At 62.7% G+C, this 13097-nt stretch carries 15 protein-coding genes; 1 reads left to right on the top strand and 14 read right to left on the bottom strand.

Annotation, left to right across the window (positions count from 1 at the left end; translation table 11 throughout):
* Positions 1-14: 14 nt before the first annotated feature.
* Positions 15-2135, bottom strand: a complete 2121-nt coding sequence (gene flhA / locus IEG05_RS06875) for a flagellar biosynthesis protein FlhA (RefSeq protein ID WP_179486165.1) — start codon at positions 2133-2135, stop codon at positions 15-17.
* A 221-nt stretch (positions 2136-2356) separates the two neighbouring features.
* Here flhA and sodC point away from each other — a divergent pair, with 221 nt between their 5' ends.
* On the top strand, positions 2357-2878 hold the full coding sequence (sodC, locus tag IEG05_RS06870; protein ID WP_191121788.1) for a superoxide dismutase family protein: 522 nt from the start codon (positions 2357-2359) through the stop codon (positions 2876-2878).
* A 43-nt stretch (positions 2879-2921) separates the two neighbouring features.
* Here the strand turns inward: sodC and flhB are convergent, their stop codons facing one another.
* The 13 genes from flhB to fliJ form a co-directional block, all read right to left on the bottom strand.
* Positions 2922-4058: a flagellar biosynthesis protein FlhB gene (flhB, locus tag IEG05_RS06865; protein WP_191121787.1), complete on the bottom strand. Its 1137-nt coding sequence runs from the start codon at positions 4056-4058 to the stop codon at positions 2922-2924.
* Positions 4059-4085: 27 nt separating this feature from the next.
* Positions 4086-4862, bottom strand: coding sequence for a flagellar biosynthetic protein FliR (gene fliR / locus IEG05_RS06860; RefSeq protein ID WP_014820856.1), 777 nt, complete (start codon positions 4860-4862; stop codon positions 4086-4088).
* A 4-nt stretch (positions 4863-4866) separates the two neighbouring features.
* A complete protein-coding gene (gene fliQ, locus IEG05_RS06855; protein WP_003296594.1) occupies positions 4867-5136 on the bottom strand; it encodes a flagellar biosynthesis protein FliQ in 270 nt (89 codons plus the stop codon).
* An 11-nt stretch (positions 5137-5147) separates the two neighbouring features.
* Positions 5148-5924 carry a flagellar type III secretion system pore protein FliP gene (gene fliP, locus IEG05_RS06850; RefSeq protein ID WP_041014454.1) on the bottom strand — a complete coding sequence of 259 codons (777 nt, stop codon included), beginning with the start codon at positions 5922-5924 and terminating at the stop codon, positions 5148-5150.
* Positions 5924-6343, bottom strand: coding sequence for a flagellar biosynthetic protein FliO (fliO, locus tag IEG05_RS06845; RefSeq protein WP_046621941.1), 420 nt, complete (start codon positions 6341-6343; stop codon positions 5924-5926). Before fliO ends, fliP begins: the two co-directional genes overlap by 1 nt.
* Position 6344: 1 nt before the next feature.
* Entirely contained in the window at positions 6345-6818 is a 474-nt protein-coding gene (gene fliN / locus IEG05_RS06840) for a flagellar motor switch protein FliN (protein WP_046621939.1), read from the bottom strand.
* A 40-nt stretch (positions 6819-6858) separates the two neighbouring features.
* The gene (gene fliM, locus IEG05_RS06835; protein WP_042926994.1) at positions 6859-7830 is read right to left on the bottom strand and encodes a flagellar motor switch protein FliM; all 972 of its coding nucleotides are present in this window, start codon (positions 7828-7830) and stop codon (positions 6859-6861) included.
* A gap of 13 nt (positions 7831-7843) precedes the next feature.
* A complete protein-coding gene (fliL, locus tag IEG05_RS06830; protein ID WP_191121786.1) occupies positions 7844-8377 on the bottom strand; it encodes a flagellar basal body-associated protein FliL in 534 nt (177 codons plus the stop codon).
* Between the two features lie 244 nt (positions 8378-8621).
* Positions 8622-9860: a flagellar hook-length control protein FliK gene (locus tag IEG05_RS06825; protein ID WP_046621932.1), complete on the bottom strand. Its 1239-nt coding sequence runs from the start codon at positions 9858-9860 to the stop codon at positions 8622-8624.
* A gap of 166 nt (positions 9861-10026) precedes the next feature.
* A complete protein-coding gene (locus IEG05_RS06820; RefSeq protein WP_014820862.1) occupies positions 10027-10377 on the bottom strand; it encodes an Hpt domain-containing protein in 351 nt (116 codons plus the stop codon).
* Positions 10378-10405: 28 nt separating this feature from the next.
* On the bottom strand, positions 10406-12097 hold the full coding sequence (locus IEG05_RS06815) for an ATP-binding SpoIIE family protein phosphatase (RefSeq protein WP_191121785.1): 1692 nt from the start codon (positions 12095-12097) through the stop codon (positions 10406-10408).
* A 1-nt stretch (position 12098) separates the two neighbouring features.
* On the bottom strand, positions 12099-12404 hold the full coding sequence (locus IEG05_RS06810; RefSeq protein ID WP_003299593.1) for an STAS domain-containing protein: 306 nt from the start codon (positions 12402-12404) through the stop codon (positions 12099-12101).
* 237 nt (positions 12405-12641) lie between these two features.
* A complete protein-coding gene (gene fliJ, locus IEG05_RS06805; RefSeq protein ID WP_014820864.1) occupies positions 12642-13094 on the bottom strand; it encodes a flagellar export protein FliJ in 453 nt (150 codons plus the stop codon).
* Positions 13095-13097: the final 3 nt, after the last annotated feature.

Genomic DNA, 13097 nt, shown 5'->3' with positions numbered 1-13097 from the left:
GCCTGTACCCTCGGTTAATTCTGACCCACCGTCGAGACGATGGTGACCTGCTTGTTGTCCGGTATTTCCTGGTAGGCCAGAACATGAATGTTCGGTACCGCCAGACGCGCGAATCTCGACAGCATCGCCCGTACCGGGCCGGCTACCAGCAGTACCGCCGGCTTGCCGAGCATTTCTTGACGCTGTGCTGCATCTACCAGAGACCTTTGCAACTTTTCGGCCATTCCCGGCTCCAGCAGAATGCCGTCTTCGGAGCCTTGACCAGCCTTCTGCAGGCTATTGAGCAAAATCTGTTCCAACCGAGGCTCCAGAGTGATCACAGGCAGCTCCGGCTCTAGTCCCACAACGTTTTGCACGATTGCGCGAGACAATGCGACGCGTACCGCAGCAACCATTGCGGCGGGATCTTGACTCTTGGCGGCCGCATTGGCGATGGCCTCGGCGATGGTCCGGATGTCGCGCACCGGCACCTGCTCCTGCAGCAAGGCTTGCAGCACCTTGAGCAGCGTGGACAGCGAAACCATCCCGGGCACCAGCTCCTCGGCCAGCTTGGGCGAGCTCTTGGCCAGCAGCTGCAACAGCTGCTGGACCTCCTCATGGCCAAGCAGTTCGTGGGCATGCTTGTGCAGCACCTGATTGAGGTGGGTGGCGACCACGGTACTGGCATCCACCACGGTATAACCAAGCGACTGCGCCTGATCACGCTGGCTCGCTTCGATCCAGACCGCCTCCAGCCCGAACGCCGGGTCTCTGGCGGTAATGCCATTGAGCGGCCCGAACACCTGACCCGGATTGATCGCCAGTTCCCGATCCGGATAGACCTCAGCCTCGGCCAGACTCACCCCCATCAGCGTCAAGCGATAGGCGTTGGGCAACAGATCGAGGTTGTCACGGATGTGAACCGAGGGCATGAGAAAACCCAGGTCCTGCGAGAGCTTCTTGCGTACGCCCTTGATTCGCGCCAGCAGCTGGCCACCCTGGTTGCGATCCACCAGCGGAATCAGACGGTAGCCAACTTCCAGCCCCACCATGTCGACCGGGGTTACATCGTCCCAACCCAGCTCCTTGGTTTCGGCCGCACGCTGGGCCGGGAGCAGATCCTGCTGTTTCTGTACTTCCTGCTCGGCCTTCTTCACGACCTGCTTCTGCCGATGCCAGATCCAGTAGGCACCCGCTGCAGCCGCGGCGCCAAGGCCGAGGAAGGACATGTGCGGCATGCCGGGAACCAGACCCATGGCAATCATGATTGCCGCGGAAACGGCCAGCGCCTTGGGCGAGGCGAACATCTGCCGCTGCACCTGCTGCCCCATGTCCTCGGAACTGGTAACACGGGTAACCATGATGGCCGCCGCGGTAGACAGCAGCAGCGAAGGAATCTGCGCAACCAGGCCATCACCGATGGTCAGCAGTGCATAGACCTGGCCGGCATCGCTGAAGCTCATACCGTGCTGCGCCATGCCGATACCGACGCCGCCGATCAGGTTGATGAAGAGAATCAGCAGACCGGCGATGGCGTCACCACGGACAAACTTCGACGCACCATCCATGGAACCGTAGAAATCAGCTTCCGATGACACTTCACTACGACGCTTCTTGGCTTCTTCCTGGTCGATCAGGCCGGCGTTGAGGTCGGCGTCGATCGCCATCTGCTTGCCGGGCATGGCATCAAGGGTGAAGCGCGCACTCACTTCCGAGATGCGGCCGGCACCCTTGGTCACCACGACGAAGTTGATGATCATCAGGATCGCGAACACCACGATACCGACGACGTAGTTGCCGCCGATCACCACATTACCGAAGGCCTCGATCACATGGCCGGCAGCGGAGCCGCCTTCATGGCCGTTGATCAGCACCACCCGCGTCGACGCCACGTTCAACGCCAGACGCATCAGTGTGGCAACCAGCAGAATCGTCGGGAACACTGCGAAATCCAGCGGGCGCAACGCATAGACGCTGACCAGCAGCACGACGATCGACAACGCAATGTTGAAGGTGAACAGCAGATCCAGCAGGAACGGCGGCACCGACAGCATCATCATGCCCATCATCACGAGCAGCAGCAGCGGCACGCCGAGGTTGCCGCGCCCCGCACCCGTCAGGCCATTGCGAATATTGATGAGTTGCGTGCGATCCAACGTAGCCCCCGGGGATACAGAACGAATTCTTGACGCGACAAGCGTCCTGCCCGGGTTATAGCAAGAAGGGGTCCAACTTCTGCGGCCCGTCGCAGAGCCCGCCGCACGGTCTGTCCCCAGCCAGACCTGCGAGCCGCCGCGCCAGCGAACGCCACCGACAACTGGCAGTCACACTAGCAACCGGCGACAGCCCGTCGCCGTTTGTACAAAGGAGCTTCCAGATGAAACAGTGGATCATCGCCGCGCTGGCCGGCTGCACTGCGGTCGCCGTTCAGGCTGATACATTGAACGTCAAGGTGAACGCCGTGACGGCCCAGGGCGTCGGCGAATCGGTCGGCAGCGTCAAGATCGAAAACAGCGAATACGGGCTGGTGTTCCGCCCCGAGCTATCTGGCCTGCAGCCTGGCGCCCACGGATTTCACGTTCACGCCAAGGGCAGTTGCGAGCCGGCCGAGATCGATGGCAAGCAGACCCCGGCTGGCGCAGCGGGCGGTCACTGGGACCCGAAGAACAGCGGCAAGCATGGCGAGCCATGGGGTGACGGCCATATGGGCGACCTGCCGGCGCTGTACGTCGACAGCGGGGGCAAAGCCAGTCAGCCAGTGCTGGCGCCGCGCCTGAAGAGCCTGGGCGATATCAAAGGCCTGGCGCTGATGGTTCACCAGGGCGGAGACAATCATTCCGACCATCCGCAACCCCTCGGCGGTGGCGGTGCGCGGGTCGCCTGCGGCGTCATCGAATAACGCTGGGACACGCGGCGAGCCGGCGATCGCCGCGTGATGCGCCTCAGTCGTCGCGGCGCAGATTCGGCGGGATGGGCACATCATTCAAGGGGTCCGGCCGCCGCCCCTTGCCCGCGCGGTACTGGCGCAGCTGATAGACGTACGCCAGTACCTGCGCCACTGCCAGGTAAAGGCCGTCGGGAATCTCCTGGTCCAGTTCGGTCGAGTAGTACACCGCCCGCGCCAGCGCCGGCGACTCCAGCACCGTCACCTTGTGCTCCTGGGCGATTTCACGAATCTTCAGCGCGACGAAGTCGCCGCCCTTGGCCACCAGCCGGGGCGCACCGCCCTTGTCGCCGTCGTATTTCAGGGCGACGGCGAAGTGCGTCGGGTTGGTGATCACCACGTCTGCCTCGGGCACAGCCTGCATCATGCGCCGCTGCGCCGCCTCACGCTGCAGCTGGCGGATGCGTGACTTGACCTCCGGCTTGCCCTCGGAATCCTTGTACTCGTCCTTAACCTCCTGCTTGGTCATCATCAGCTTCTGCTTGTTGTCCCAGAGCTGGAACGGCACATCCACCGCCGCGATCAGGATCAAGCCGCAGGCCATCCAAAGGGCGCACCAGCCAACCACCTCGGCACTGTGCATGATGGCCAGGTCCAACGGCTGCTTGGCGATGGACAGCAGATCGTCCTGATAGGCCGAAAGCACCAGCAACGCCACGCCGAGTACCACGAGAAACTTGCCCAGCGCCTTGAGCAGCTCGACCAGCGCCTTGGTGGAGAACATCCGCTTGAGCCCGGCAGCCGGATTCATCCGGCTCATCTTCGGCGCCATCGCCTTGGCCGAGAACAACCAGCCACCCAGCGATACCGGGCCGACGATCGATGCGATCAGCAAGGCGATCACCAGCGGCATGATCGCCTCCAGCGCAATCATGCCGCTGCCCATCAGCAGTCGTACCATGGAGCCTTCGTCGAGCAGCGTTTCCCGGCTCAGCTCGAAGGTACCCTGCATCATCGCCATCAGGCTCTGCGCCAGACCTGCGCCAGACGCCAGCAGCCCGCCGATACCGCCCAGGGTCACTGCGACCGTGCTGAGCTCGCGGGAACGGGCCAACTGCCCTTTTTCGCGGGATTCGCGCAGGCGTTTCTCTGTGGGTTCCTCGCTTTTGTCGGCGCCGCTTTCGCTCTCAGCCATGCGCGACCTCCGACCCTGCCACTCTCATCAGCGCGCTCCCGCCAGTTCACGCAGCATGGCCAGCGCCTCGCTGACAAAAACCTGGTACTGCGCAAAGATGTCCGCCATGCCGATCCAGACGATGATCAGGCCCAGCACCAGGGTCAACGGAAAGCCAATGGAGAAGATGTTCAATTGCGGCGCGGCCCGCGTCATCAGGCCGAACGCCAGGTTCACCACCAGCAGTGCGGTAATCGCCGGCAGCACCAGCAGCAGGCCGGCGCCCAGCACCCAGCCCAGCTTGCCCGCCACCTCCCAGTAATGATTGGTCGACAGACCACCACCTACCGGCAGCGTCACGAAGCTCTCGGCAAGAATCTCCAGCACCACCAGATGGCCGTTTACCGAGAGGAACAACAGGATCACCAGCATGTTGAAGAACTGACCGAGCACCGGCACCGAGATGCCGTTGGCAGGATCGACCATCGACGCGAAACCCAGGCCCATCTGCATGGCCAGCAACTGGCCGGACACGATGAACACGTGGAAGAAAAGCTGCAGGACGAACCCCAGCATCACACCGATCACCAGCTGCTCGGCGATCAGCAGCAACGAGGCCAGGCTGAGCGACTCGACCACCGGCATGGGCGGCAACGTCGGCACCAGTACCAGGGCGATGGCCAGCGACAGGTAAAGCCGCACCCTCATCGGCACCAGCTGCGTACCAATCAGCGGCATACTCATCAGCAAGGCGGCGATGCGGAACAGCGGCAGCAGGAACTGCCCTACCCAGCCGCCGATCTGCGCATTGCTCAGCTCAAGCACGCGCTTACCCGATCAGCAACGGAATGTTCTGGACAAGGTTCTGGGTGTACTCCATCAGCTCGCGCACCAGCCATGGCCCAGCCCAGATCAGCGTCAGCAGCATCACCAGCAGGCGCGGCAGGAAGCTCAGGGTTTGCTCGTTGATCTGCGTCGCGGCCTGGAACATCGCCACCACCAGGCCGACCAGCAGGCTTGGCACCACCAGCACGCCGACGATCATCGCCGTCATCCACAACCCTTCGCGAAACAGGTCCACCGCTACTTCTGGAGTCATATGCGTGGTTCCTAAAGCGTGCCGAAGCTACCGGCCAGCGTGCCGATTATCAGACCCCAGCCGTCCACCAGCACGAACAGCATGATCTTGAACGGCAACGAGATGATCAGCGGCGACAGCATCATCATGCCCATCGCCATGAGCACGCTGGCCACCACCATGTCGATGATCAGGAAGGGAATGAAGATCATGAAGCCGATCTGGAACGCCGTCTTCAGCTCGGAGGTGACGAACGCTGGCACCAGGATGGTCATCGGTGCAGCTTCCGGCGATGCGATATCGGTGCGTCGTGACAGCCTGACAAAAAGCTCAAGATCGCTCTCACGGGTCTGCGCCAGCATGAAGCCCTTGAGCGGTACTTCGGCGCGGGCAATCGCTTCCTGCGCCGGGATCTGCTCGCTGAGGTAAGGCTGCAGCGCTTCCTGGTTAATCCGCTCGAACACCGGCGCCATGATGAATAGCGTGAGGAACAGGGTCAGGCCGATGAGGATCTGGTTCGACGGTGTCTGCTGCAGGCCAAGCGCCTGACGCAGGATGGAAAACACGATGATGATGCGGGTGAAGCTGGTCATCAGCATGACGAACGCCGGAATGAAGCTCAGCGCCGTCATGATCAGCAGAATCTGCAGGCTGACCGAGTATTCCTGCTGCCCTTCCGCGTCGGTGGTCAGAGTGATCGCCGGAATCGAGAGCGGGTTGTTTCCCTGGGCCAGGATGCCGGAAGGCTCCTGCGCCATGGCGAGCGGGCCGAGCAACATCAGCGCGACCACCAGCAGAATGCGCAACATCAAGGCTTGTCCTTGTGGTCCTTGCCGAGCAGCTCCATCAGACGCTGGGCGAATTCAGGGTTGGCCGGCTCGGCGTCCGGCAGATGTACCGGCTCCTGCATCACGTGCAATGGCGTGATGCGGCCGCCACTGAGGCCGATCAGAATCTGCTCGCCGCCAACCTGGACCAGCACCAGCCGCTCGCGAGGCCCCAGCGCCTGGGTGGAGATCAGCTTGATCACCTGAGTGCCGCGGGGGTTCAGCTGCTGAACCCGACGCAGCAGCCAGGCGAGCAGGAAGATCAGCCCGATCACCAGCAACAGGCCGAGCATCAGTTTGCTCAGCTGAGCGCCCATGCCCTCGCTGCTCATGCTGGTTGCCGGCTCTGCGGCGAAGGCTGGCAGCGCGACGAACACTGCCAGGAATACGAGCGCGCGCACGTCAGCGCAGCTTCTTGATGCGTTCGGTCGGGCTGATCACATCGGTCAGCCGGATGCCGAACTTCTCGTTGACCACCACCACCTCGCCATGGGCAATGAGGGTGCCGTTGACCAATACGTCCAGCGGCTCGCCAGCCAGACGATCGAGCTCCACCACCGAGCCCTGGTTGAGCTGCAGCAGGTTGCGGATGCTGATTTCGGTACTGCCGACCTCCATCGAGATGGAAACCGGGATGTCGAGGATCACGTCCAGATTGGGACCTTCCAGTCCCAGCTGCACGCCATTGGACTTGGGTGCGCTGGCGAAGTCCTCCAGCGGTGCCCGCGGGGCGGCTGGTGCAGCCGCTTCCGGCCCCTGATTCAGCAGCGCATCGATGTCGTCCTGGCTGGCGTCGCCAGCTTCGGCCAACGCCGCAGCCCATTCATCGGCCAGCGCCTGTTCCTCGGGGGAGGTGTTGTCGTGTTCGTCTGCCATCGCTAATCCTCGATCGGCTCGAATTGAGTAAAGGGCTGGCTCAGCGTGGGCGGACCACGGGCTCCAGCACCTGCAATGCCAGGTTGCCCTTGTGGGCACCCAGCTTGACCTTGAAGGACGGCATGCCATTGGCACGCATGATCATGTCTTCTGGCATTTCCACCGGGATCACATCGCCGGGCTGCATGTTCAGAATGTCGCGCAATTTCAGTTGCCGCCTGACGACAGTTGCGCCCAGCGGAACGCTGACGTCGAGAATGTCTTCACGCAGCGCCTTGACCCAACGCTCATCCTGGTCACTGACGTCCGACTGGAAGCCGGCATCCAGCATTTCGCGGATCGGCTCGATCATCGAATAAGGCATGGTCACGTGCAGATCGCCGCCACCACTGTCCAGTTCGATGTGGAAGGTGGAAACCACCACCACTTCGCTGGGGCTGACGATGTTGGCCAGAGCCGGGTTCACTTCCGAGTTGACGTACTCGAAGTTGACGTCCAGCACCGCGTGCCAGGCTTCCTTGAGATCGGTGAAGGCCTGATCGAGCACCATGCGCACGACGCGCAACTCGGTCGGGGTGAACTCGCGCCCCTCGATCTTGGCGTGGCGACCGTCGCCGCCGAAGAAGTTGTCCACCAGCTTGAACACCAGCTTGGCGTCGAGGATGAACAGCGCCGTGCCACGCAGCGGCTTCATCTTCACCAGATTGAGGCTGGTGGGTACATACAGCGAATGCACGTACTCGCCGAACTTCATCACCTGCACGCCACCCACCGACACATCGGCAGAGCGGCGCAGCAGGTTGAACATGCTAATCCGGGTGTAACGGGCGAAACGCTCGTTGATCATTTCCAGCGTAGGCATGCGCCCACGCACGATGCGGTCCTGACTGGTCAGGTCGTAGCTCTTGATGGACCCCGGCTCGGAATCGCTTTCGGTATCCACCAGACCGTCGTCGACCCCGTGCAGGAGCGCATCGATCTCGTCTTGCGAGAGCAGGTCTTGAACAGCCATCTGCGGCAGCCTTCTATTGCAATACGAAGTTGGTGAAAAGCACTTGCTCGACGGCAAGCTTGCCAATTTCCTTCTGCGCCAGTTCCTGCACGCTGGCAGTCGCCTGCTGACGCAGCATTTCCTTGCCCACGGGCGTTTTCAACGCCTCGAAGTCCTGACTGGAGAACAGCATGACCAGTCGGTTGCGCAACAACGGCATATGCACTTTCAGTGCATCCAGCGCAGCCTGATCACGCGACATCAACGCGATGCTGACCTGCATGTAACGCTGGCGTCCCTTGTTGCTGAAATTGACCACGAAGGCCGGCATCAGGACTTCATAGATCGCCGGCTGCTTGCCCGAGGCAGTGTTCGCGGCCTCTTCGGCCTTGTCGTCACCAAGGTCGCCGCCCTTGTTCATGAAGTAAAGCGTACCGCCGATGGAAAGCCCTACGGCCACCAACATGGCGACCACGATCACCAGGATGAGTTTCAGCTTTCCCTTGCCTGCCGGCTCCGCTTCCGGTCCGGTTGGCGGCACTGTTGGTGGAGCCTGTTTCTTAGCCATGCCAAATATCCGTCATCAACAGCGTTCGATTCTGATTTCAGGAGTTAGGAGCAACAGCTGTGCCAACGTCAATGCACGCCGGTACGGCGCAGCCTCGGGCTCCAGGCAGTGCGCTCACAAGGTATCAGGAAAAGGATGGAGATAACGCCTGGATAGGCGACGCGAAAGCGATTGCAGCGACGGGCGGCGGAAAACCGGCGCGCACCTGAACCGCGGCGCCGGATTATCCCTAAAAGCGGATGACTCAGGCGTAGTAGTCGACGAGTCCGCGATCACCGGCGGCACGATTGGAGGCGATTTCCGTCACGCCGAGCTCCAGCTCCTCGCCTGCCAGATCCCCCTCACCCGACGCTCCACCCCGCGAGGAACCACCATCGGCTCCGCCTTGCCAGCCACGCGCCAGCGACTGATCGGATACGTTCACGTCCATCAGGTTCATGCCCTGCTGGGTGAACATTTCCCGTAGTCGCTGCATCTGCCCTTCCAACGCGTCGCGCACCCCCGCATGCGGGCTGAGGAAGGTCACCTGCGCCTGGTCCTTGGTCAGGTCGATGCGTACTTCCATACGACCGAGTTCAGCCGGGTCGAGTTGGATTTCCGCCGACTTGAGATTCTGGCTGGACAGCCACATCACGCGGTCGACGACCGCCTCGCTCCAGCCGGACTGCTGCATCTGTACCGGTTGACCCGGCACCAGTTGCGGACGCTGCGATTGCTGCACCTGCTGAGCGATGGTCTGGCTCAAGGGGTTGAGGCGTCCCGCAGCCAGTTCGCTGGCGCTGGCACGACTCTCCTTTGGCGCCTCCACGCTTTCCAGCAGGTCCTTGGTCAGCAATTCCACATCGAGCTCTTCGCCCTCACCCGCGTCCTGACTCGCCAGCAACGCGCTGGCAAAGCCATCGTCAGCCGAGGCCTTCGCCTGCGCATCGGTCAGCGGGTTCTGCAATTGCTGCTGGGCCGTCTTCTGCATGGCTGCCGGGGTTTCGGTCAGCGTACGCATGCCGGCCAGTGCTGCTTCGTCCGCATCGACAGCCTCATCGCCGGCAATGCCGGCAGCGGCCGTCGGCAGCCCCGGAAGCAGGGAGACAGCATCGACCTCGGTTTCAGGCTGGGCTTCGGACTCCGCCACGAACTGCGTGCCAAGACCAAGCAGCAGCATTGGATCGAGCTCCGCCTCCGGAATTTCCTCAGCCGGCGTTTCGGGAGGCAAGGTATTGCCGCTTTCGGCAACCGCCGGCTTCTCGTCGGTGGTCGCCTCCGCCGTTTCCTGCTCGCGCTTGTTCTCGACCGGCTTGTCGCGGCTGGCCTCGTTGCGCACCGGGCGCTCGGCTGGCTTCGTCTGACGCTCCTTGGCGTAGACATCGGAGAAGCTGGCGCTGCCGCTGTCTCGCCCTTCGCGCGGTGCTTCTGGCGCTTTGGCCGCCGCTTTTGGGCGCGCGTCGACGGATGGGGATCTAAGCAACAGGTCGGGGGAAACAGCCATGAGGTCATTCCGCTACGGATGGATCGTGGCGGAAGCAGAGCAAGTTCCGGGCCAGCGGCATGAATGCCGGAAAAACGCCGGGGAAGCGCGCTGACATGAACAGAAACGACGGCCCGGCGGCAACGGCTCTGCTGTTAGAGGGCACCGGCGTCAGAGATTTGGCCACTCAGCCGTGGCGCTGGCGCTCGGCGCGGAACAGAATTCCGACGATGGCGAATTCTCGCTCGATGGATTCGATGAGCGCCGGGGCCTGCGCGAGGTTCTCCTCCCGAGCGGCACTCTCGAGCTCCTGGCAGAGGTCGGCCAGCAGCGTCGCGCCCATGTTGCTGCAGCTGCCTTTGAAGCTGTGCGCAGCACGCCGCAAGGTTTCAGACTGGTCGGCGAGACAGGCCTGGCGGAGCAGCCGAACGCGCTCCTCGGAGTCGGCGAGAAAGGTATCCAGCAGCGCCGGATACTCACTCTCCATCACGTCCTGCAGCGTGGTCAGCACGGCGCTGTCGAGATGAGTGTTGGACACCGGTACACCCCTGAGTGAAAGCGGACGATTATGCCTCAGCCTGCCAGGCGAACTCCACGCTCAGCCCGCGCCCATCCGACTGCCAGTCGAATCGGTCGCTCAACTGGCGCACCAGATGCAAGCCACGCCCACTGAAGCGGTCGCTGCCAAACTGCGCCTGCAACGCGCGCGACACGTCGAAGCCCGAGCCGCTGTCGCTGATGCCGATGCGCAGGCGCCCTCCATGCGGGGCGGTCTTGATGTTCAGCTGCAGATGCACATGACCGTCGACCAGTGCCTGCAGGCGTTGCTGGCGCAAGTCGTAGTACTGCTTGAAACCGTCGGCATCACACTTGAGGCTCGAATCGAGGCCGAGCACGCCATGCTCCAGGGCATTGGAATAGAGCTCGCCCAACACGGTGTAGATCTCACCGACACGCGAGCGCAACTGATTGACCTGCAGCAGGATCTGCAGCAACGAAGGCAATGGATTGCCGCTGCGCAGGCTGTCGGCACGCAGCTCGAGCCGAATCGACCAGTCCATCGGCCGTGAGCGGTGCGCGGTGGCCGGGGCAATCGACGGCATCGTGATCACCTCCGGGCTGACTACGACCTCGACCAGGCTCAGGTCGTCGTGCTGCTGGCCGTGGAAATCCAGCAGCGCCTGCTCGATCTCGTCGAACAGCCGTGCCGGATCGTCGTTGGCGTCCAGCACGGCGAGCAGGCGCTGCTCGCCGAACAGCTCGTCATTGGCATTGCGACTCTCGACCACGCCGTCGGACAGCAGCAACAGCCGGTCGCCGGGGGCCAAGGGGTAATGCTCGAACTTGTCGTCCAGCGCGGCCGGGGAGACGACACCAAGCGGCAGGTGACGGGATGCCAGGACCGTGCGCCGGCCGGCCGCGCCGATCAGGTAACCGTCGGGCAAACCGCCGTTCCACACCCGCAGGCTGCCCTGTTTGGGATCGATATCGAGCAGCGTCGCGCAGCAGAACATTTCCACCGGGAGGATCTGTTTGAGCTTGGCATTCATCTCGCGAAGGATGTCGGTGCTCGAATAGCCTTTCGCCGCCATCCCGTAAAAGGTTTCCGCCAGCGGCATGGCCCCGATCGCGGCGGGCAGCCCGTGGCCGGTGAAATCGCCGAGCAGGACAAACATCTGCCCCGCCGGGGCCTGCGCCGCCAGCAGCAGGTCGCCGTTGAACAGCGCCTGCGGCGACTGGCGGAAGCGGATGGTGGGCGCGCTCAGGCAACCAGCATGTGCGACTTTGTCGAAGATCGCCTTGGCGGCCCGATGTTCGTCGAGCAGCTGCTGATTGCGCCTGGCGATCAGGTCGCGCTGCTCGAGCACGGTCGCCTGCAGGCGGCGCAGGCGATGCATGGCCTGAATCTTGGCTTCGAGAATGATCGGGTTGTAAGGCTTGGCGATGAAGTCGTCGCCGCCAGCCTCGAGGCAGCTGACCAGCGCTTCGTGCTCGGTCAGCGAGGTGAGAAAGATGATCGGGACCAGCTCATCGCCGGCCAGTTGCTTGATGCGCCGCGCCGCCTCGAAGCCATCCATTACCGGCATCAGCGCGTCCATCAGCACCAGCTGCGGCCGCTCCTCCTGAAACAGCTCGACCGCCTCTTGCCCATCGGCTGCCGTCAGCACCCGGTGGCCCTGCTTGGCGACGATGGTGGAAAGCAGCATCCGATCGACCGGGCTGTCTTCGGCGATCAGGATCGACAGCCGCATGGGCATGTCAGGCGATCACGAACAATTGTTCGAAATTCGACACCGACAGGATCTTGCGCACGTCGCCATTGCAGTTGAGCAGGCGGATGTCCGCCTCGTCGCCACCGGCGTGATCGCGCAACAAGAGCAGCATGCCCAGCGCCGAACTGTCCATGTAAGTGGTGCCTTGCAGATTGACCACATAACGCTGCGGATTCACGTCCTGACGCTGGTAAGCATCTCGGAAGGCCTGATGCGCATTGAAGTCGAAGCGTCCGCTGATGGATATGGTCAACTCCTGGCCATCCGTCGAAGGCTGCGAGGTAATGGTCATGTGGCACTCCTGATCCGGTACGTCTTGAAAGCGGCTTGCGAGCAGCCGTCGCGATAAGCGAAATGAACAGCCGTGTACCGGCTGAAAGGCGGCCATCCGGTTCTGAGACTTATCCTCGGAAGAGCCAGATGGCAGCTGAAACGATCTGTTGGCGGTCGCCGCGCTGAAACGCGGTCAAGATTTATCATTCAAGCAGCGGTACGGCAAGCACGAATCCGGCCTGAGACCGTGGCTGGATCACTGCTCACGCGTTCTCCCAGACAGCCGCTGGGCGTACTCGTCAAGCAACTTCTGCTCGCGCTTGTCCGCCGCGATCCGCGCTTCCTTCTGATAGCTTTCGACCAGCTTGCTCAGGCCTTCGACACGCGCATGGCGCTGGTGCCACTGCTGGCGCAGCTTCTTCAGATTGTCGCGGTACCAGTTGACGCTGCGCTGCTGCTGACCAATGGCCGACTCCAGCTGCGACAGGAAGCGCTGGTAATTCATCAGCCACTGCCCCGAGACGCCCTGACTGCCCTGCTGCATCCATTGCTGCTGGTAGTCGCTGAAGTACTGCTCCAGCTCACCGAGTTTGGCCTCGGCCTGATTCAGCTGAGTCTGGCCCTGGCCCAGCAACCGTGCGGCCTCCTGCTCGGCCTTTTCGGCCATCTCGATGACCGGCGCCAGGCGCGCCGCCCGACTGGCCGCCATCGG

Source organism: Stutzerimonas kunmingensis (assembly GCF_014764705.1).
In the GTDB taxonomy this organism is placed as follows: domain Bacteria; phylum Pseudomonadota; class Gammaproteobacteria; order Pseudomonadales; family Pseudomonadaceae; genus Stutzerimonas.
Note: the sequence above shows the minus strand (reverse complement) of the source record. Positions and strands in the feature narration are given on the sequence as shown.